Raw genomic sequence first — 20,582 nt, forward strand, 5'->3', positions numbered from 1 at the left:
TTCGAGGTTCGAGCCGAGCGTGTATCCGATGGCGCTCATGACTGTGTCGCTGCCGCCGTCGGGCTGCTCGATCACCACGTCCCCAGTCTGATCGACGACGTAGGTATCGTTGCCGAGCCCGCCCGACATCGTGTCCGCACCGGGGCCGCCGTCGACGGGGTTGTGCCCGGCATTGCCGATGATCACGTTCGGAAGCGCGTTGCCCGTTCCCGCGATAGCCGCCGAGCCGGTCAGGGTCAGGTTTTCGACGTTCGCGCCGAGGGTGTAAGCGACGCTGCTCTGCACGAGGTCGGTGCCTTCGTTCGCCGCCTCGGTGACGACGTCGCCGGGGTTGTCCACGACATACACGTCGTTGCCGCCGAGGCCGGCCAGCGCATTGGCGGCCGCATTGCCGGTGATGACGTTGTCCAGCGCGTTGCCGGTGCCGGCGATCGGCGCGTTGCCGATCAGCGTGAGATTCTCGAGGTTGGCGGGCAGCGTGTACGAAACCGCGGCCCGCACGCTGTCCACGCCCGCGCCCGCGCCCTCGACGACCGCGTCGGCGGCGTCGACGATATACAGATCGTCGCCGGCGCCGCCCGCGAGCGTATCCGCGCCGGCCGCGCCGTCGAGCGTGTCGTTGCCGGCGGCGCCGGTGAGAACGTTGGCGGCGGCGTTCCCGGTGAGCGCGTTGTCGAGCGCGTTGCCGGTGCCGGCGATCGGGGCAGTGCCCGTCAGCACCAGGTTCTCGACGTTGTCGCCGAGCGTGTACGCGATCGCGCTGCGAACCGTGTCGATGCCGTCGGCCGCTCTTTCGGTGACGCTGTCGCCCACGTCGACGACATACGTGTCGTTGCCCGCGAGCCCGGTGAGCACGTTCGCCGCGCTGTTGCCGGAGAGGACGTTATCGAGCTCGTTGCCGGTGCCGTTGATCGCCGCGCCGCCGGTGAGGGTGAGGTTCTCGACGTGCGCGCCGAGCACGTAGCCGACCGCGCTCTGGACCGTGTCTGTGCCCTGGGTGGGGCTTTCGGTCACCACGTCGCCGGCGTTGTCGACGATATACACGTCGTTGCCGGCGCCGCCGGCCAGGGCGTCCGCGCCTGCACCGCCGTCGAGCACGTTCGCGGCGGTGTTCCCGACGATCGTGTTGGCCGCGGAGTTGCCCGTGCCGTTGATCGCGGCACCGCCGGTGAGCGTGAGGTTCTCGAGGTTGGCGCTGAGCGTGAACGTCACCGAAGCGCGCACCTGATCGGTCCCTTGTGCGGCGTTCTCGACGATGGCCGCGCCGGCGGCATCCACGACGTACGTATCGTCGCCGCCGCCGCCTCGCAGCGTGTCCGCACCGCCGCCGCCCGACAGGAAGTCGTTGCCGTCGCCGCCGTCGAGCACGTTGGCTGCCGCGTTGCCGGTGATCACGTTGGCGAGCGCGTTGCCGGCGCCGTTGACGGCCGCGGTGCCGGTCAGCGTGAGGTTCTCGAAACCGGCGGGCAGCGTGTACGAGAGCGGCGTGCTGACGGTGTCGGTTCCGCCGCCGTTGTCTTCGCTGACGATGTCGGCAAGGTCGTCGAGCACGTAGGTATCGTTGCCGAGGCCGCCGTAGAGCCTGTCGCGGCCGGGCCCGCCGTCGAGGACGTCGTCGCCCGCATCGCCGCTGATCTCGTCATCACCGGCGCCGCCGGCCAGCCTGTCGTTGCCGGCGTTGCCGTTGATCGCGTCCGCGCCGCCGAGCCCATCGAAGGTGTCGGCGAACGCGCTGCCTTCGATCAGGTCGGGCGAATCGCCCGGGACGATCGCCTTCGCGAGGAGCGTCGCGGCGTTCCACACCGTGCCGTCGGCGAAGCGAACTTCCTCGACGAAGCGCGAGCCGCTGAGCCAGTTGTCCAACGTGAGCGCATCACGGCTGCCGGATACCGACAGCACGAGGTCGTCGGGGACCGCATCGGCCGCCCTGATTGCCGACACCACGACGTCCTGCGGCCGTATCGTCGCGTCGAACTCCACGCGGTCGAAGCCCGAGCCCGTGTTGACCGCATTCGTGAGGCGGTCGACGCCGAAGCCGCGCGAGAAGAGATAGCGGTCGTCTCCCGGTCCGTCTTCCAGGCTATCGTCGCCGGGGCCGCCGTCGATGACGTCATTGCCGGCGAGGCCGGACAGGCTGTCGGCGCCGTCGGAGCCCGTGAGCCGATCGTCCCCCGCTGTTGCCGTCGGCGTCGACGGCAGCCGCGCGAGGATCTGCGCGAGATCCCATACGGTCCCGTCGGCGAAGACGAGCCGGTCGAGCCGAGCGCCCGCGCTGGCGAACCACGACTGAGCGAGCAAGGTGTCCGCGGAATCGGTGAGGGCGATCCGAAGCGCGGTGCTGCCGCTGACTTCCTGCAGCACCACCTGCGCCGGTCGCACGTCGGGCTTGAACGCGAGCGTGCCGGATCCGGCGAAAAACGCAGTGTCGCGTCCCGAGCCGTGGCCGAACACCACCGTGCCGGCGCGGCCGACGCCGAGGGTGTCGTCGCCCGCCCCGCCGTCGATCGTTTCCTGCACGCGGCCGCTCACCGTGTCGTTGCCCGCGGTCCCGTTGACGATGACGCCGGGCGCATTGGTATTGAAGCTCCACAGGGTGCCGTCGGCGAATTTCACCCGAAACGCGTCGCGCGCCTCGAGCTCGATCGCGTCGCCGGTCGGGAGCGCGAAGCGAAAGAAATCGCCGCTGGTCACCGTGACGTCCTGCGGGCGAACGGCGGCATCCATCTGGATCGTGTCGACGTCGGACGGATCGTCGTCCCTCACCGAGTCGGAACCGGAGCCGATGCCGAAGAGATAGACGTCGTTGCCGCTCCCGCCGTTGTGGAAGTCTCTTCCGGCGCCGCCGTCGAGCACGTCGTTGCCGGAGTCGCCGAACAGCGAGTCCATCTCAGCGCCGCCGAACAGGCGATCGTTTCCGGGGCCGCCGAAAATATTGTCGATGTCGCCGGAGCCGTTCAGCGTGTCGTCGAGCGGCGTGCCGGTGGGGCTGCGCAGCGCGAACGTCGTCCGGGAAGAGATCGCGGCGGCATTCCACGTCGTGCCGTCGGCGAAGGCGAAGGTGAACTCGGCATTCGGGAAAAATCGTTCGATCGTGAGCGTGTCGGCCGCGCCGGCGATCGCGACGAGCAATGCTCTCGAATCCCAACTGACCTGCGACAGGCGCAATGCGGAAGGCGTGATAGCCGCACCGAACTTGACCGTTTCTACATCCGCGTCGGCCACGTTGGTCCTGATCGTGTCCTGCCCCGATCCGACGTTGAAGAGGTAGGTGTCCTTGCCCGGCTCGTCCCATATCGTGTCGTTGCCGGGCCCGCCGTCGACCAGGTCGTCACCGGCGCCCGCGCTGATACTGTCATTGCCGCCGAGCGCGTTGATGACGTCGCCGAAGGGCGTGCCGGAAATGGACTCGGAGTCCGCGGTCGCGGGAGTCGACAGGAAATGCGCACGCAGGTCGACCGCGGACCATACGACGCCGCTGTCGAAGGCGATCTGCTCGATCACCGGGGATGCCAGATCGTTGCCGGCGGCGAACGAGATCGCATCGCTGCTGCCGCGCAGCGTGACGTCGATCCATCCGGCGAGGCGCCCGCCGGCGACGAGCACCACGTCCTCCGGACGTATGCCGCCGGTCAGCACGAGCGTATCGTTCGCCGGCCGCGCTGCGGCCTCAGTGATCGTGTCCACGCCGTCGCCGCGGCGGAATAGGTAGGTGTCGCTGCCTTCGCCGCCGGCGAGCGAATCGTTGCCCGCGCCCCCGTCCAGCAGGTCCGGACCGGCCCCGCCGTCGAGAGAGTCGTCGTCAGCGCCTCCGATCAGCGTATCCGCGCCCCAGCTTCCGAACAGAAAGTCTCTGCCCGCTTCGCCGAAGAGTGTGTCGTCGCCGGCGTTGCCATTCATCGTATCGCCGTTGATGCCGCCACGGAGCACGTCGGCCGCGCCGATGCCGATGCGGGCGCCGGTGCCGGAGACGCTCGGAAAGAATCGCGCGTTGATCTGCGCGGCGGTCCAGACGGTGCCGTCGGCGAAGACCAGCTCGTCGATCGCGGTGACGCCGTACGGGCTCGTGACCTGTCCTTCTTCGATCACGTCGGAGTACCACGTGCTGAACCTGATCTCGTCACCGCTCGCGCTGAGCCGGATCGTGGGTACGGGAGTGCTCGAAAAGGTCAGATTCGCCGCCGTGATACCCGCCGCCAGCACGACGCGATTCGGCTCGCCCGGCGCCGCTTCGTTCTCGACGATCGTGTCGATACCCGATCCGGGGCCGAACAGGTAAGTGTCGGAACCGCGGCCGCCGACGAGTTGATCGGCGCCGGGACCGCCGTCGACGACATCGTCGCCGGCGTTGCCGACGAGCGTGTCGGCGCCGGCCCCGCCGAGCAGCGTATCGTTGCCGCTTCCCGCTTCCACCTGGTCGTCGCCCGCGCCGGCGTCGAACGTCGTGTTCGGATAGGCGCTGCGCAGGATGTCGCTGCCGGCGGTGCCGGCGATCACGCGCTCCTCGAGCTGGTCGAAGAGCTGCGCCGCGGTGATGACGGTGCCGTCGGCGAATTCGAACTCTCTGATCGCGGCGCCGCCGGCGCGGTCGAGCGTGATGGTGTCGCCTACATCGCCGTAGTCGATCAGCAGCACCGACTCGTCGGCGCTCGCCGTGATCGTCAGGAAGCTCGCGCTCGTAATGTCGTCGAAGCGGATGCGGTTGACGCCGTCGCTGTCGGATATGTCATCCGCGCCATCGCCGATAGCGAACACGTAGGTGTCATCACCGCCGCCGCCGAGCACGGCGTCGGTTCCCGCACCGCCCCTGAGGACGTCGTTGCCCGCACCGCCTCGGAGCGTATCGTTGTCCAGCCCCCCTTCGAGCGCGTCGTCACCGGCGTCGCCAGACAGATTGTCGACACCCGCGCCGCCGCTCAGGACGTCGTTTCCGTCGCCGCCGCTGAGATCGTCGACGCCGTCCTCGCCGTTGATCATGTCCGCGCCGAGACCGCCATCGACGCGGTCGTTGCCGGCGCCGCCGAAGATCTCGTCGTCGCCTCCGTCACCCAGCAGCACATCGTTGTCTTGCTCGCCGTCGAGGTAGTCGTTGCCCTCGCCGCCCTCGAGGCTGTCGTTGCCGGCGCCGCCGAACAGCTCATCGGCACCCGCGTCGCCGAACAGAGTGTCGACGCCGTCGTCACCGTCCAGATGATCGTCACCGTCGTTGCCCTGCAGCTCGTCGGCGCCGCTGCCGCCGAAGATTGTGTCGTCGCCGCCGAACCCGATGAGCAGGTCGTCGCCGCCTTCGCCGTCGAGATAGTCAGCGCCCTGGTATTGCTCCGGTATCGAGGTGTCGTCGCCCGAGAGCTGGTCGTTGCCTTCGCCGCCGAAGAGCGAATCGGCCCCGCCGCCGCCCCACAACGCATCGTCGCCGTCGCCGCCGTCGAGGTAATCAGTACCGTGCTGCGCCAGCGGGAGAGAAGGCGCGTCGCCGAACAACGTATCCGTGCCGGCCGCGCCGATGACCACGTCGTCGCCGGCATCGCCGAGCGCCCAGTCGTTGCCGGTACCAGCGTCGATGTAATCGTTTCCTTCCGCGCCGAGCGCGATGTCGTCGCCGCCCTCGGCGAACACGGTGTCGTCGCCGGCCCCGGCGAGGATGAAATCTTTGGCGTCAACCTGATCCGCGCTCGGCGCAGTGAGCACCGGTGCACCGACGCCGCGGTCGCCGTAGATGAGATCGCCGCCGGGTCCGGCGTTGATGACGTCCTCGCCGCCGCCGCCTCGTATCTCCTGCCCGTTGACCTGCGTGAACGACGCGCGCGTGACGAAGCCCTCTTGCCACGTGGGCCGTTGCTGCGAAACCGGGATGCCCGTGAGGTGCCCTTCGAGTCGAACGCTGCGCGCGCCGGTCAGCGGGTCGAACTGCAGCTCGTGTTTCCACGACACGCCGAAAACATCGCCGACGAGGTCGAGGCTGGACGGATATTTGTCGCCGCCGAGATAGGTAATGAAATCCGCGCCGTCGCCGCCGTCGGCGTAATCCTCGCCCTGCCCGAGCACGATCGCATCGTCACCCGCGCCGCCTTCCATGCGGTTCGTGCCGAGGTTTCCCGAAAGCCAATCGATACCCGCGCCGCCGAGCAGCCGGTCGTCGCCCGCGCCGCCCACGAGGTAGTCGCTGAAGCTCCCGCCGTCCAGCGTCGCGCCCGCGGCGGGAGCGATGAGGCGATCGGCGCGGTCGGTGCCGGGGATGGTGGTGGCGGGCGCGGCGCGCGCGGCCTGAGGCTGCTTAGGATCCGCCAAGGTGATGTTAAGGTCGCCTTGGTCGAAGCCTTCGATAACGACGGTGGCGCCGTCCTGGAGGAAGATGGTGAGGGCAGAGTTCTTTGTTGCTAGGAGCGTCGGATTCTCTTCGAAGACATATGTGTTTCCTTTCTTCACGAACAGACCGGCGATCCTACGGCCGCGGGTGTCTAGCAAAAGCCCTTTGCCATCTTTGTCATTTACGGTGTCTGTTCCTTCGCCGATCACATATCTATCGAAATCGTCGCCTCCGCTCAGGAAATCGTCACCTAGCCCACCAACGAGTAAATCGTCGCCGATTCCTCCATCAAGGATGTCTTTGTCTCCATCCCCCTGGAGGTAGTCATCATCCTCGCCTCCGTGGAGCTCATCGTCTCCAGCTCCACCAAACAGTGCGTCCTTCCGTGGCCCCCCAAGTAGCGCGACCGATCCCAGTTCTGCCGCGTCTGAACCAAAAACTACCTGCCGCGCCGGCAAGAGCGATGTTGGACTGACTGCCGCATTCCGGACGCTAACTTGAACCGATAGCCGTCGATCTAAATAGTCTGTCGCGGCAGCTCCTCTTTCACGTACCGGACCAGATACGTCACCGACGTATTTTTTATTCTTCCAAGCAAGAAATGCCGCGCGGGTAGCCGTGTATTCATGAGTCCATATTCCAGAGTAGGGAACGCCTGAGACGTCGAGCTCACCAGATCCATTATGTGCTGCATATGCGGCAACAAGTCCACTGACTACAAAGGGATTCAATTCGCGCAACGCATAGCGGTACGCGATATCCGACAGTGCGCGATTGCTCAATACTTCTGGACGCAAACCCACTATGCTTTCTATCTTCGCGAACGGTTGATTCGCGACTTGCACGCGCACGCTTGCAATGTGCGTATGGAACGCAGTGCGATTTTCGAAATTACCAAACCCGCCTTCACTTGGATCAAACGGCGTCGGAGGCCGCGCATTGCCTAAGAAAATCTTACGCAGTGCGTCAAGAATTCTTTCGAGTGAAGCGGCCTCTGCAATGCCTTGTCCAGTGCCAAGTAGGCCGCGCGCCCTCTCGTCAGATGCCGCGGCAAATATCTGACCGATGCGGTTGTGGTCGAGGCTTGGATTCGTCTCTTGTATGACGCTCATCAAACTGAGCGAATCGATCAAGAGCACTAGGCTGTGGGTATTGCCGTAATCTCCCTTCCCCGCCAGCAATCGATTCATCCATGCAGCGAACAGCGGTGTCTGTCCCACCAAGCCTTCTACGTCTGGTTGGTCCTCTATGAAAATCTGGGCCCTTTGCGCGGAGTGGACGCCGTAGTTTGCAACTAGCTCCACATCGCCGGAGGTTCCCCGGCCATAAACGCTCGTTATGGTGTCGTCCAATCCGCCCCCCAAGCCGGGGCGTGATCTGAAACTAGTGGAGACCTTGAAGCGACGCAGCGTTGCCTCTATCGCCCATTGGTGCCGCGGGTCTAGATAGATGTTCTGAAAAATTGCGTTCGAGCTACGCGCCAACGCCTGATTGAAAAGAGCACGCGTCTCGGAGAACTCAGGTTGGGCTACGACTATGTTTTCAGCCACTCGCGGATCGCTCAAGACGGCCCGATAATACGCAGTTGCTGCCGACAGATTGATACTGTCGTTGATTCCCGGAGAATTGAACACCACCGCTGAACGCACCACGCTTGGATGAAGCGCGGCAAAAACAATCGCCAAGTGACCACCCAAACTATAGCCAGTCAAATTGATTCGACCTTGACTAGCAAGATATTCTCGAAAGGCAGAAAGGGCGGGAGTGGCGATACTTTGATCCGTGCCCGCGATTCTTGAGAAATAGCGCTCCATGCTATCGATCTGGGCAAAAGCGAAACCATACTTCTTGATTTCCGTGTCTGCCCCTGCGGCATCGCGCTCAAAATCGCCGCCGTCCCGCGCGAGTTTGTACTCTGTGCTGCGGAACGCCAAAGTGTATTGGCGTGTTGATCTATCAAACAGTAAGGTCGCCGAAAACCCGCTTGAGTCGTTCGGCATGTGATCTATCACTTGATACCGATTCACGAATGCTTGCGCCTGCCCGGCCGTGAAGCGAATCGCACCCCGAATAGCAGATCCACTAAGCACTCGTCGATCGTTATTGCCATCGATCAAGAGTTGGTCAAGCGGCAGTGCCTGATCAAGGTATGATTCGGCAGCGGCTTGCTGCAGCGCGAAGTCGAGCCAAAGGCTACTTTGCGACGCCATTTAGCGCTCCTGAGAACAGCTTATTAGCGTCCGGAGATGGTACTAGCACGCTATAGATGAAGTCATGATGTAGCAGTTTCTCCCGTCGACCATTCCGGTCTCGCGCATTCTGCGGGCACCCAGCAGCGCCAAGCCACCAGACGCCAGCAAAAGAGTTCACAGCTGTTCCAGTTTTGACAAAGCCTCGGCGCAGCGCGAGCACTTCTGCGGTCGTTACGTCAACAACGATCAGCTCACCACCAGCTATCCCAAATTCACGATCAACAGGACGCTTGATTCCTCGCCATGTAAAACCGTATCGCGCGGACAGTTTTGGAGATTCTCTTTCAGAGACCACATACGGGATAACTACATATCGTCCAGCGACGAATGTTTGATACGATGGTTGCGTATCTTTAAGATCACGATAGTACGTCGTTATCCTCGGGCCGGTGCTTGTCGTTCTGACAACATCTACAAAGGTGTACCTTCCAACGAACGGCTGCACCCATACGTTTTGGGTTGCGATACTCGGCACGCCGAACGCAACTCCGAATGGATCTTCAAGTGCATACAGATGCTGTAACTCGTAATCGGTCGGTACAAGCCGTGGACGTAACTCGACGATTCCAGCGACATCGACTACGCGCCTGTAGATGAAGTCCCCAGCTTCTGCGTTGCACAACGCGCTGAAATAATCATCTGCGGTCATGCCCTTCCGATACACCTCGCCTGTTAGTGCGTTCGGCAGCTTGAGTGAGTGCGCGAATTGCCCTGCTGGTGACGAAAGAGGCTCTTCGGGCTTTAGATTCAGAATCGCACAGCTAGTGTCAGGTCCAGTCTGGTCACGCCCCAGGCATGTCTTGGCTCGATCCGTCAAAGCACGCCGGAAGCGCTCGCCAGTAGTTGCTCCATCAGCGCTTTTAACTTGTATCGGAACACTGACGACACTCAGCGCGAACGCCGTAACCAGTTGCACAGCCAGTTGGCGTCCTCGGGCCATGCTGCTCCTCGGCAGTTTGCCGGCCCGCGAGCAATCACCAACTTGAACAGCTATTGAAGAGGAAGCGGCCGAGCCAGATATCGCGATCGGGGCTAGGGATTCCACCGTCAGCAGAGTGCAAGCTCGCTCAGCTCTACGCTTCCGACGCTCGCACAGTCGCAACCGACCGACCGCTTGTACCAACTTCGATGGATGAGCGACCAACCGCCACCTCCGTTCAACTCCGGCATGTTTTTCATGCCTGCGCAGATATTGCCTACGGAGTGGAACTGCGAGACTAAGACGCTTTTTTATCGCAGTTGTGAAACGTCACTATAGACGTGCAAAACAACGCGTGTAAAGCGGTAAATATCGTTGTAGTTTTCTGAAGAAAAAACCGACGGTTAACTGGCCGATTAGCGGGACCGGTTCACAGCGCGAGGGACACTATGTCATTAGGCGTAAGGTCGAGCCTTACGAGAGCTGCGGGTGAAAGGGCAGCGCGGTGATAAAGATGCGCTGAAGTATGAACTCGCCAAACGACCGCGACGGAGTGCGGCTGGACAAGAGGTCGCAATAAGGCTCCCCGCCGCGTGGGTTGCCGAACGCGTTGCTAGTGCACCGTCCCCGGCTTCGCGAGCGCGATCGGCCGGAGCACCTCCCAGCGGGGAAGGCCCAGAAAGAAATTGCCGGTGACGACGAGCGACTCGTCGCTGACTGTCAAAGACACGTGCCCGCGCTTCTCGAAGTCGAGGATCTTCGCGCGGAACTCGTCGTCGGTGAGGTCGCGCATCACGAGCGAGGTCGCGAGCGCGCGGCGCAGGATGCGCCAGTCTTCCTTGTTCAGTGTTGCTGAGGTCATGTTTCGTTCTCCCGGTCTCAGTTACGGCCGTGGCCGGGTTTCCTTTATGACCTTTTTGCTCACTCGTCGACCAGTTCCTCCGGCCGCTCGCGGCGGCGCTCCTCGGTGCGGCTCCAGGCGATGTAGCCGTGCGCCATGGCGTCGGTGAGGGCGTCGGCCAGGGTCTCCAGCTTCACCTCCGAGCGGTTCAGTTCGCCGCTGGCGCGCTTGGCCTGCCAATACCAGGTGTTGTCCGCGTGGTAAGCGAAGCTCCAGCGGGTCCTTCTTTCCTGCGTCGGAATCGATTCTGGCGTTCCCATCGGGGCCTCCCCATATCGTTTTGGACGGTCGAACGGTCAAGGGTAAGGCAAAACCGGACGCCGGTTGGGGGGATTTTTCCGGGTTTGGGGCAGGCCCATGGTCGGGGCGATGGGTCGGGGGCATGAGCGGACGGACCATGGATTCCGGATCGCGCCCTGCGGGCGCGTCCGGAATGACGGGGGGAGGGGCGTCCGGAATGACGGGGGGAGGGGCGTCCGAAATGGCGGGGGGAGGGGCGTCCGGAATGGCGGGGGAAGGTGCGTCTGGAATGACGGACTGGGGATGCCCGCCGGGCTCCCGCCCCCCCGCCGGCCCTTGTGGCCCCTCCCAACCCGGAATTGCGGCGGAAAACCCCCTCTGTTCCCCGGACCCCCGGTAGGCCGGTCGGATGACAATCCTTTCCACGATGACGCGGCGCCTCTCCCAACGCCGCCAACCACCGACCAGGACCGAAACGATGGCTAATCTCTCGAATACCAAAGACGTCGAGCTGCGCGTGAAGACCCTCGCTCCCCTCGTCAACCGGATGGCCCGGCACATCGCCGCAGGCGTGCCCAGCTCGGTCGAGGTGGGCGACCTCGTCCAGTGCGGCATGATGGGCCTGTGGGACGCCGCCAAGCGCTACGAAGCGCAGGGCGCCGAGTTCGAGACCTACGCCACCCACCGCATCCGCTACGCCATGCTCGACATGCTGCGCGACGGCGATTCGCTGCCCCGCAGCGTGCGCCGCAACCTGCGCCAGGTCGAATCCACGATCTCCAGGCTCGAGCAGCACTACGGCCGCGCGCCGACCGAGACCGAGATCGCCAAAACCATGGGCATGAAGCTCGCCGACTACCAGCGGCTGCTGCAGGAAGCCCGCGGCTACCAGATGCTGTCCTACGAGGACTTCACCGCCGAGGACGACGATTCGTTCCTCGACCGCTACGCGATCGACGAGCAGGCCGACCCGCTGCACATCCTCGAGGACCAGAGCCTGCGCGAGACGCTGGTCGACGCGATCGACGCCCTGCCCGAGCGCGAGAAGACCGTGATGGGCCTGTATTACGACAAGGACCTGACGCTCAAGCAGATCGGCGACGTGCTCGGCGTGACCGAGTCGCGCGTGTCGCAGATCCATACGCAGGCGATTGCGCGGCTGCGGGTGGCGATCAAGGGCGGCGCGAACTAAAAGTCAAAGTCAAAATGGATCCCCGCCTCCGCGGGGACGACGCGAGCCGCGTCGAATGGATCCCCGCCTCCGCGGGGACGACGCACCGGCCGGCGCTTACAGCCGGTGACGCGTCTTCGCCGCCGCGAGCTCGTCGTGGTTGGTGAGGTCCAGCCTTAGCGGCGTGATCGACATGTAGCCGTGATCGACCGCATAGCGGTCGGTGCCCTCTTCCGTCTCCTCGATCGGTATCACCGTGAACCAGTAGTGCTCGCGGCCCATGGGGTCCTTGCCGGGCACGACCTTGCCGTCGTACTGCTTCACGCTCTGCCGCGTCCAGCGCATGCCTTTGGGCTCGGTCATCGGGAAGTTCACGTTGACCAGCGTGAGCTTCTCGTCCGGCAGCAGCATCTCGAGCGCTTTCGCCGACCACTTCTTCAGCATCTCCCAGTCCGGCTCCTCTTCGCCCACCGGCGTCGAGAACGCGAAGCCTCGCATCCCGAACAGCACCGCCTGCTTCGCCGCGGCGAGCGTGCCCGAATGCCACAGCCCGTTGCCGAGATTCGGCCCGAGATTGATGCCCGAGAGCACCACGTCGACCTTGTCCCAGCCGTGGCTGCCGAGCGCGACGCAGTCGCCGGGCGTGCCGTTGACGCGCCACGCTTCGATGCCCCTCAGCGGCGTCTTCTTGATCGTCAGCGGCCGCGAGGCGGTGATCGCGTGGCTCGCCGAGGACATCTCCACGTCGGGCGCGACGACGCGCACGTCGCCGAACTGCTGCGCGACTTGCGCGAGCGCGCAGATGCCAGGGCTGTACACACCGTCATCGTTCGCTATGAGTATTCGCATGTCTCTTCTCCGCCTTAACCCGTTCACCCGTTCACGCCCTGGTATGTTTGTTGCACAAGGCGGTGACTATCCCCATCCGGACGCAATCTTCGTGCGCATCACGCTCATCCATAACCCCGGCGCGGGGGACGACGACCAGCCCGGCGGTGAGGAGCTTTCCGCTCTCATGCGCCGTCACGGCCATTCGGTGCGTTACCAGTCGGGCAAGGACAAGACGTGGACCGCGGTACTCGACGAGCCGGCGGATCTCTTCGTGGTCGCGGGCGGCGACGGCACCGTGGGGCGCGTCGCGAAGAAGGTGATCGGGCGCGACCTTCGGCTCGCGCCGCTGCCGCTCGGCACCGCGAACAACATCTCGAAGACGCTCGGCGTGACCGAGCTCACGCTCGACGAGATCGTCGACGGCTGGGCGCACGCGAAGGTGCTCTCCTTCGACGCCGGCGTGGCGACGGGGCCGTGGGGCTCGCGCTATTTCATGGAAGCGTTCGGCGTGGGGCTCTTCGCGCGCACGCTGCCCGTCGCCGATCGCAGCAAAACGCTCAGGCAACTGAACGACGCCGACGAGAAGGTGCGCACCGCGGTGAAGATGCTGCGCGACCGTCTGCACGACTGTCCGCATCATCGCCTCGACCTGAAGCTCGACGGGCAGCATCTCTCCGGCGACTACGTGCTGTTCGAAGCGATGAACATGGAGTTCGTCGGGCCGAATCTCTATCTCGCGCCCGACATGGATCCCGACGACGGCATGCTCGACGTCGTGCTCGTCACCGCCGCGGAGCGCGACGCGCTCGAGGAGCCGCTCGACAACTGGAAGGAAGGCGAGGACCATGTTCCCGACCTCCCGCGCATCCGCGCGAGCAACGTCGAGCTCGAATGGACCGGCTATCCCGTCCACATCGACGACGAGGCGTGGCCGCCCGAAGGCGAGAAAGTGGAAGCGGCGCCGAAGACCGAGATCGAGCTCAACGTCGAGCACGACGCGGTGAAGTTCGTCGCGCCTTCCGCGGCCTGAAGCATGAACGATTCGCGGCCGCCGCATCCCGATCTCGGCCAGTCGATCGAGATCATGCGCAAGGCCCACGAAGGCCAGCTCGACAAATGCGGCCGGCCTTATTACCTGCATCCGCTGCGCGTCGCGATGCGGCTGGTTCACTGCACGCCTGAAGAGCGGCATGCGGCGCTACTGCACGACGTGGTCGAAGACACGCCTCTTACTCTGGAAGACCTGCGAGCGCTCGGCTATGGCGAGGCGGTTTTAGAGCTTGTGGACCTGCTCACGCGGCGCATGCCGCAGAAGGAAAGCCACCGCGAGTACCTGGAGCGCATCGTCGCGAGCCGTAATGTCAAAGCCCTACGCGTGAAGCTCGCCGACGTCATCGACAACATGAACCCCGCCCGCTCGCGCGAGCTGCCGCCGGAGCATCGAGGGATGCAGCAGCGGTTTCAACGGGACCTGGAGCGAGTCGTGGAGGCGTTGCGGGAGCTCGGGGATGAGCTTTCCGGGACGATCGTGCGGGGGGATTTGTAGCGCGCCGCCTATTAAACTGTGGCGATGCTGCTCAAGAGCCTGCTCAAGAACCTCACGCCGACGTCCGGCAGGACCGACGCCGCCGCGCTCTATATCGACCTGCTGAAGAAGTGCGTGAGCAACGCGATCTACGACGACGACCTCGACCTCATGCGCGGCAAGCTTGCGCCGGACGAGCGGTCGGGTGCGTTGCGGTCGGTGGAGGCGGCGCCCGCGAGCGCCAACGCGAAGTATCACGGCTTCATCTGGCCTTCGCGCGCGCACACGATGATCGGCATGCCGCGCCTCGACAACCTCCAGGAATGCACGGAGCGCGTGCTGGCCGACGGCGTGCCGGGCGATTTCATCGAGACCGGCGTCTGGCGCGGCGGCGCGAGCATCTTCATGCGGGGCATCCTCAAGGCTCACGGCGTGCGCGACCGCGTCGTGTGGGTGGCCGACTCCTTTCGCGGGCTGCCCGCAGCGGACCACGAGCGCTATCCGGGCGAAAGCACGGCGAACCTGCACATGGCCGGCGATCTTGCGGTGTCGCTCGAGCAGGTGCGCGGGAATTTCGAGCGCTACGATCTGCTCGACGATCAGGTGCGCTTCCTCGAAGGCTGGTTCCGCGACACGCTGCCGACGGCGCCGCTCGAGCGCCTGGCGGTGATGCGGCTCGACGGAGATCTCTACGAATCGACGATGGACGGGTTGGTGCACCTGTATTCGAAGCTTTCCAGCGGCGGCTTCGTCATCGTCGACGACTACAACGCGCTGGACTGCTGTAATGCCGCCGTCCACGACTTTCGCTCGCGGGAAGGCGTCACGGGGAAGCTGGAGCTCATTTCGGGCGCCGGGGCTTACTGGAGAAAAGCCTGACCGTCGTGCGAGCGGCCGTTCGAAGGGCGCGTTTGCGTTGCGCGCCCCCTCGCCCCTGCGTCAACCTTTCGGCTGTATCGCCCCGCTCTCCTTGAGCAGCTTGCGCCAGTGCTCGGTCTGGCTCTGGAGAAACCTGAGGAAGTCCGCGGGCGAGGTGCCGGCGGCTTCGGCGCCGACCGCGATCATCTTCTCCTGGAGCTCCGGATCCTTCAGCGCCTTGACGACGTCGGCGTTGATGCGCGCGACGATGTCCTTGGGCGTCTTCGGCGGCAGGTTCATGCCGTACCAGCCGAGGAGCTCGAAGCCGGGCACGGTGTCGGCGACCGGCGGCACGCCGGGCACGAGCTTGGTCGGCTGCTTGTAGGTCACGCCCAGCACGCGGATGCGTCCGCCCGCCGTGAACGCCGGCAGCGACGGCGCCGCCGGGCAGTAGATGTGGATCTGGCCGCCGATCAGGTCGGCGAGCGTCGCGGACGTGGCCTTGTAAGGCACGTGCGTCATCTTCAGCCCCGTCAGCGCATTGAACGATTCGAGGCAGAGGTGCGACGACCCCCATTGGCCGCCGGATCCGAACAGCAACTGTCCCTGACGCGCCCTGGCGTAGGCGATCCATTCGGCCACCGACTTCACCGGCAGCGAAGCGTTCACCACGAGCGCGAACGGCGTCGTCCCGACGAGCGTCACCGCCTCGGTCTCGGTCGCGAGCTGGAGACGCTGGTACATGAGCGTGCTGATGAGCTGCGTCATCGTGGACAGGAACATCGTGTGCCCGTCGGGCGCGGACTTCACCAGGGTCTCGATCGCGATGAGGCCGGTCGCGCCGGTGCGGTTGTCGATCACCACCGGCTGGCCCCAGAGGTCGGTGAGCTTCGCGCCGAGGAGGCGCGCGATGACGTCGGGCGCCGAGCCCGGGCCGTTGGCGACGATCATGCGCACGGGGCGCGTCGGGAACTGCGGACCCGAAGCGCGCTGCGCCGCCATCGCGTCGATCGAGCCGATCAGAAGCGCGCACAAGAACAGTCCGGTTTTCATGGCGGCTACCGCGCGACGGCGTCGATCAGCCGGTTCACTTCCCGGACGAAGAGCGGCGGATCGTCGATCATCGGGAAGTGACCGCACTCGGGCAGCACCGCGACGTTGGCCTGCCCCACCGCCTCGTCATACGGGCCGCGGTTGGCGACGACGTTGCCTTTGGCGCCCATCATCACCGCAGTCGGGCACTTCAGCGCCTTCAGCGCGCCGAAATGGTCGAACTCCTGCATCGCCCACATCACGTCGACCATCGTCCACGCACCGGCCTTGTTGCGGTCGGTGTTCCAGCGTTTCAGCAGCTCCGGCGTGGCGTTGCGAAAGCGCGGCTCGATCTCGTCGAGGTCCTGCGTGGGCTGGCTGTAGGTCGCCTCGATGCGCGGCCAGGTCTTGTCCCAGTCGTCACGAGTTCGCAGCGGCGTTTCGGAGACGACGACGCCGTACATGCGCGCGCCGCGATCGCGCGCGAGCGCGAGGCAGATCGAGCCGCCGACCGAGTCGCCGGCGACCGCGGCTTTCTCGATCTTCAGGGCGTCCATGAAGGCGACGACGGCCTGCGCGTATTTCTCGATGGAGGTGTGGGCGGTGATGCGGTCGGAGTCGCCGTGTCCCGGCATGTCGATCGCGAACACGTGCCAGCGTTGCGCGAAGCTCGCGATGACCTCTTCGTACTGGTAGGCCGAGGCGCCGTTGCTGTGGAGCAGGATGAGCGGCTGGCGATTGCCGGCTTCGAGGTAGTGGATGCGGCCCTGGGACGTGTTCGCGAAACCGTGTTTCATCGACTACTCCCTAGAACGTCAAAATGGATTCCCGCCTTCGCGGGAATGACGCCGCGAATTTCCCGCCTTCGCGGGAATGACGGCGAGAGCTTCCCACCTTCGCGGGAATGACGGCTCAGGTCGTCATTCCCGACCCGCGCAAGCGGGATCGGGAATCCATTTCAGGCCGCGACAGCGGCCTTCTGGCCGGGCTTTCCGATCGCGGCGTTGACGCGCGGCATCACCTCGGTCGCCATCAGCTCCATCGACCGGCGTGCGAGCCGCGGATCGACGTAATCCATGCCCGCGTACACGATCTCGCCGAAGTCGCCGGCTTCCTCGCGCAGCTTCAGGATCTCGTCGGCGACCTTGCTCGGCGTGCCGTGGATCACGAGGTTATCGAGGATGTAATCCTCGGTGATCTCGGAGTCCGGCTGCTCGCGCGCGTTCTTGAACACCGCGTCGCGGCCGCCGAGCTTCATCTTGGTGTACATCTGCTGCCAGTAGAAGCGGTACGGGCTCGCCGAGTCCTCGATCGCGTAGCGGCGCGCGGTCGCGTCGTCGTCGGCGACGAAGATCGTGCGCGCGACGCGCCAGTCGTTGAGGTCCGGCGTCTGGCCGACCTCCTGTTTCCCCTTGGTGTAGTTCTGCCAGTGGCTCGGCAGCCACTTGGCCAGCAGGAAGTTGGCGGACAGGGGATGGAAGTCTTTCTTGCCCATCTCGATCACGCCTTTCGAGAACGGCGCGACGACGGTGCCGACGATCTCGGGGCGCGGCTGCTGGTAAGGCTTGTAGAGATGGCCGCGGCCGATCGAGAGCTCGCGCTGGGTCGCGGTGGTGACCTTGTAACGGTTGCCGGGGATGTCGATGTCGTACGGCGTGTCGCGCTTCCAGATCTCGAGGATGACTTCGATGCAGTCCTCGAACATCTTCTGCCGGTTCTCGTTGATCGTGCCCAGCGCCTCGGCGTCGCAGCGCAGCGCCCCCGCGCTGATGCCGAAGATGAAGCGCCCCTTGGCAAGATGGTCGAACATCGCGGCGTGCGAGGCGATCATCACCGGGTGCCACTGCGAGAGATTGCTGGTGCCGGTGGCGAGCTTGATGTTCCTGGTGTCCGAGATCAGCGTCGCAAGGAACAGCATGCTGCTCGTGATGTTCTCGGTGTTCTCGGTCAGGTGCTCGCCGACGAACGCGTCGTAGAAGCCGAGCTTGTCCGCGAGGATGATCGCGTCGCGGTCCTCCTGCAGCGTCTCCGTCGGGCTGCGGTGCTGCGGGTGCATGGGCATCGTGAAATAGCCGAGTCGCATGGACCAACCTCCCTGGATTCGATGCGGCCGATTATCCCCGGTGCAGCCCGCGCTACAAATGCGCCTCGCGGTAAAACACTTTTTCCGGATTGGCTCAAATAGCCGTGCGGAAAGCTAGGCGGTGACGACGTGCCAGTCGGTGCTCACCGGCCCCGAACCGAGCATCGCGTCGACGAAGCTGCCGTTCGCGTTCATGAGCCAGGCGTGCATCGACCCGTCGGCGTTTCGGAACGTGATGTCCGAAATGCCGTCCGCGTTGCGGTCGCTCGCGCCCTCCACGATCTGCGTCGCCGGATCCATCGCAGCGAAGTTGCGTCCGACGACTCCCGAGCCCTGCATCTGCCAGACGAACACAGTGCCGTCGATATGGCGCCACAGGATGTCGGCTTTGCCGTCGCCGTTGTAGTCGCCTTTGGCGCTGACGACCTGCCATTGGCTGCCCACGGGGTTGTAGTCGTGCTGGACGAAAGCGCCGCCGGCCTGCATCTCCCAGATGCGGACGGCGCCACCCGAGGTGCGCCAGAGCACGTCCGACGTGCCGTCGCCGTTGTGGTCGCCGGTGCCGTCGACGATCGTCCAGCCGGTCGACATCGGCGTGTAGTCGCGCCCGGTGATCCCGCCCGTGCTCGTCATCTGCCAGATGTAGGCGTCGCCGTTGGTGTTCCTGAACAGGATGTCGGCCCGGCCGTCCGCGTTGTAGTCGCCGCGGCTGTCGGCGATCTGCCAGCTCGTGCTCAGCGGACCACCGAGGGACTGTTGGTCGTAACCGCCGCCCGTGCGCGGGCTCCACAGGGACACGTTCACGCCGTCGGCGCTGCGCCACAGGAGATCGGAGCGGCCGTCCGCCGTGCGGTCGGAGGCGGCATCGACGAGTTGCAGATTGGTCGGGCTCGCGAGGAAGTCGCGACCGACGACGGAGCCGTTGGCCTGCATGTTCCAGGTATACAGCGTGCCGTCGGCATGACGCCACAGGATGTCGGAGATCCCGTCGGCGTTGTAGTCGCCCTTGGTCGACATGATTTGCCACGTATTGTCGACGGAGGTGTAGTTGCGTCCGGTCACGCCGGCGGCATCGATCTGCCACACGTATGTGGTCCCGTCGGTGTGGCGCCAGGCGATGTCGGCGCGGCCGTCGCTGTTGTAATCGCCGGGCACACGTGCGGCCCGCACCAGCACATCGTCGAACTGCAGGAATTCGACGTCCCTCAGGTTGTCGACGCCGTCGGCACCGGTGACCGTGACGCCGAGGCCCGCCTGCACGACGTTGTAGCTCGCGCGCGCGCCGGCGAAGATCGCGGTATCGGTTCCGGCGCCGCCCTGGAGATAATCCCCCCCCGTGCCGCCGCGCAGCAGATCCGCCCCTGCGCCACCGATCAGGATGTCCCCGGCCGCGCCGCCGTCCAGCGTGTCGTTGCCCGCGCCGCCCAGCAATGCGTCGGCGCCGGCGGTGCCGGTGAACGATACGGGTGTCGTCGACCAGGGGCTTGCCGCCTGGACGGTCGGTGCGGTCGACAACGTCGTGGAATCGCTCTGCGTGCCCGGTCCGGACAGGATGGTCGGGACCGCGTAGAACGCGTTCGACACGAGCTGGGCGGGCAGCGAGCTGAAGTTGTGGACCGCGATCGCCCCGGCGCTGCGGTAGTTCGCAAATATGTTGTGTTCGACGTGCAGCGCCGATCCCGAATACGGAGCGGACTCGGGTGAATAGCCGATGAGGTCCGCGTTCTGCGAGTTGGCGCGCTGCACGATCGCGTTGCCGCGAACGAGCGCATCGCCTCCGTTGCTCAGATCGATCTCGCGGCTTGCGTCCCTCGCTCCGTCGTCGAGCACGTTGCCCGCAATGAACGACGACAGCGCGCGGCTCTTGATGAGGTGGCCGGCCGGAGTGTCGTGGAAGTAGCTGTCGGTCACCTGCAGCGACGCGATCTGGCCGATGTAGATGCCGTGGGTGAAGCCGTCGCCCGCGCCGTTCCTCGCGAACTCGCTGCCCTGGATGATCACCCTGCCGGTCGGGAAGGCTCCGCTGAGGATGCCGTTCTGGTTGTCGTGGATGTAGCTCTGCCGGATCGTCAGCGTGCCGCCCTCGAAGCGTATGCCCGCGCCGTTTCCGTCGGGCACCGTGGCACCGCTCAGCTCGAAATTCTCGAATGTCACATCGCTGCTCGTGACGAAGATGGCTTTGCCGTTCGGAATCGACGTCGTCGCCTGAACCTTCGCGAGCCCGCCGACGCCGACCAACGTGATCGCCTTGCCGATCGTGGCGAAATCGTTCTGGTACGTGCCGGCATCCACCAGGATGGTGTCGCCATCGCGCGACGCGGTTACCGCGTCCGAAATGCGCGCGAACTGCTTACCGCTGCCGACCGTGAGCGTGGCCATGCCGAGACCCGGGGTTGTTATTGAGGCAAACCCCGCTGCAAGCAGCATGCGCGACGGCGGCGGCGTGCCGTGGAAAACGCGCGAGGG

The 20,582-nt window shown here is 64.9% G+C and carries 13 protein-coding genes; 4 read left to right on the plus strand and 9 right to left on the minus strand.

Going from position 1 to position 20,582, the window contains the following annotated elements; translation table 11 throughout:
- From VHP37_15440 to VHP37_15455, 4 genes are all read right to left on the minus strand, one after another.
- On the minus strand, positions 1-8,514 hold an 8,514-nt coding region (locus VHP37_15440; protein HEX2827746.1), incomplete at its 3' end, for a calcium-binding protein.
- Positions 8,498-9,205: a hypothetical protein gene (locus VHP37_15445; GenBank protein HEX2827747.1), complete on the minus strand. Its 708-nt coding sequence runs from the start codon at positions 9,203-9,205 to the stop codon at positions 8,498-8,500. The genes VHP37_15445 and VHP37_15440, both read right to left, overlap by 17 nt.
- Positions 9,206-10,088: 883 nt before the next feature.
- Positions 10,089-10,337 carry a hypothetical protein gene (locus VHP37_15450; protein HEX2827748.1) on the minus strand — a complete coding sequence of 83 codons (249 nt, stop codon included), beginning with the start codon at positions 10,335-10,337 and terminating at the stop codon, positions 10,089-10,091.
- Positions 10,338-10,396: 59 nt separating this feature from the next.
- Complete coding sequence (locus VHP37_15455) at positions 10,397-10,636, minus strand: hypothetical protein (protein HEX2827749.1); 240 nt, start codon at positions 10,634-10,636, stop codon at positions 10,397-10,399.
- A 458-nt stretch (positions 10,637-11,094) separates the two neighbouring features.
- Between VHP37_15455 and VHP37_15460 the strand changes: the two genes are divergently transcribed.
- Positions 11,095-11,808, plus strand: a complete 714-nt coding sequence (locus tag VHP37_15460) for an RNA polymerase sigma factor FliA (GenBank protein HEX2827750.1) — start codon at positions 11,095-11,097, stop codon at positions 11,806-11,808.
- 96 nt (positions 11,809-11,904) lie between these two features.
- Here the strand turns inward: VHP37_15460 and surE are convergent, their stop codons facing one another.
- Positions 11,905-12,636, minus strand: a complete 732-nt coding sequence (surE, locus tag VHP37_15465; protein ID HEX2827751.1) for a 5'/3'-nucleotidase SurE — start codon at positions 12,634-12,636, stop codon at positions 11,905-11,907.
- Between the two features lie 43 nt (positions 12,637-12,679).
- Between surE and VHP37_15470 the strand changes: the two genes are divergently transcribed.
- Genes VHP37_15470 through VHP37_15480 form a run of 3 tightly spaced genes read left to right on the plus strand, consistent with a single transcriptional unit; the run spans position 12,680 to position 15,022 of the window.
- Complete coding sequence (locus VHP37_15470; protein ID HEX2827752.1) at positions 12,680-13,648, plus strand: diacylglycerol kinase family protein; 969 nt, start codon at positions 12,680-12,682, stop codon at positions 13,646-13,648.
- A gap of 3 nt (positions 13,649-13,651) precedes the next feature.
- Positions 13,652-14,164 (plus strand): HD domain-containing protein, encoded by a 513-nt coding sequence (locus tag VHP37_15475; GenBank protein HEX2827753.1) that lies wholly within the window; start codon positions 13,652-13,654, stop codon positions 14,162-14,164.
- A gap of 24 nt (positions 14,165-14,188) precedes the next feature.
- On the plus strand, positions 14,189-15,022 hold the full coding sequence (locus tag VHP37_15480) for a TylF/MycF/NovP-related O-methyltransferase (protein HEX2827754.1): 834 nt from the start codon (positions 14,189-14,191) through the stop codon (positions 15,020-15,022).
- Between the two features lie 60 nt (positions 15,023-15,082).
- On the opposite strand, the gene VHP37_15485 is transcribed toward VHP37_15480, so the two are convergent.
- The 4 genes from VHP37_15485 to VHP37_15500 form a co-directional block, all read right to left on the minus strand.
- Positions 15,083-16,054: a tripartite tricarboxylate transporter substrate-binding protein gene (locus VHP37_15485; protein ID HEX2827755.1), complete on the minus strand. Its 972-nt coding sequence runs from the start codon at positions 16,052-16,054 to the stop codon at positions 15,083-15,085.
- Between the two features lie 5 nt (positions 16,055-16,059).
- The gene (locus tag VHP37_15490) at positions 16,060-16,830 is read right to left on the minus strand and encodes an alpha/beta hydrolase (GenBank protein HEX2827756.1); all 771 of its coding nucleotides are present in this window, start codon (positions 16,828-16,830) and stop codon (positions 16,060-16,062) included.
- 161 nt (positions 16,831-16,991) lie between these two features.
- Positions 16,992-18,116, minus strand: coding sequence for an LLM class flavin-dependent oxidoreductase (locus tag VHP37_15495; protein ID HEX2827757.1), 1,125 nt, complete (start codon positions 18,114-18,116; stop codon positions 16,992-16,994).
- Positions 18,117-18,230: 114 nt separating this feature from the next.
- Positions 18,231-20,495: an FG-GAP-like repeat-containing protein gene (locus VHP37_15500; GenBank protein HEX2827758.1), complete on the minus strand. Its 2,265-nt coding sequence runs from the start codon at positions 20,493-20,495 to the stop codon at positions 18,231-18,233.
- Positions 20,496-20,582: the final 87 nt, after the last annotated feature.

This window comes from Burkholderiales bacterium (assembly GCA_036262035.1).
In the GTDB taxonomy this organism is placed as follows: domain Bacteria; phylum Pseudomonadota; class Gammaproteobacteria; order Burkholderiales; family SG8-41; genus JAQGMV01.

What these genes read in the sequence shown, in the direction of transcription:
- VHP37_15445 (HEX2827747.1), bottom strand. Translation starts at nt 9,205, where the DNA reads ATGACCGCAGATGATTATTTCAGCGCGTTGTGCAACGCAGAAGCTGGG.
- VHP37_15450 (HEX2827748.1), bottom strand. Translation starts at nt 10,337, where the DNA reads ATGACCTCAGCAACACTGAACAAGGAAGACTGGCGCATCCTGCGCCGC.
- VHP37_15455 (HEX2827749.1), bottom strand. Translation starts at nt 10,636, where the DNA reads ATGGGAACGCCAGAATCGATTCCGACGCAGGAAAGAAGGACCCGCTGG.
- VHP37_15460 (HEX2827750.1), top strand. Translation starts at nt 11,095, where the DNA reads ATGGCTAATCTCTCGAATACCAAAGACGTCGAGCTGCGCGTGAAGACC.
- surE (HEX2827751.1), bottom strand. Translation starts at nt 12,636, where the DNA reads ATGCGAATACTCATAGCGAACGATGACGGTGTGTACAGCCCTGGCATC.
- VHP37_15470 (HEX2827752.1), top strand. Translation starts at nt 12,680, where the DNA reads ATGTTTGTTGCACAAGGCGGTGACTATCCCCATCCGGACGCAATCTTC.
- VHP37_15475 (HEX2827753.1), top strand. Translation starts at nt 13,652, where the DNA reads ATGAACGATTCGCGGCCGCCGCATCCCGATCTCGGCCAGTCGATCGAG.
- VHP37_15480 (HEX2827754.1), top strand. Translation starts at nt 14,189, where the DNA reads ATGCTGCTCAAGAGCCTGCTCAAGAACCTCACGCCGACGTCCGGCAGG.
- VHP37_15485 (HEX2827755.1), bottom strand. Translation starts at nt 16,054, where the DNA reads ATGAAAACCGGACTGTTCTTGTGCGCGCTTCTGATCGGCTCGATCGAC.
- VHP37_15490 (HEX2827756.1), bottom strand. Translation starts at nt 16,830, where the DNA reads ATGAAACACGGTTTCGCGAACACGTCCCAGGGCCGCATCCACTACCTC.
- VHP37_15495 (HEX2827757.1), bottom strand. Translation starts at nt 18,116, where the DNA reads ATGCGACTCGGCTATTTCACGATGCCCATGCACCCGCAGCACCGCAGC.
- VHP37_15500 (HEX2827758.1), bottom strand. Translation starts at nt 20,495, where the DNA reads ATGGCCACGCTCACGGTCGGCAGCGGTAAGCAGTTCGCGCGCATTTCG.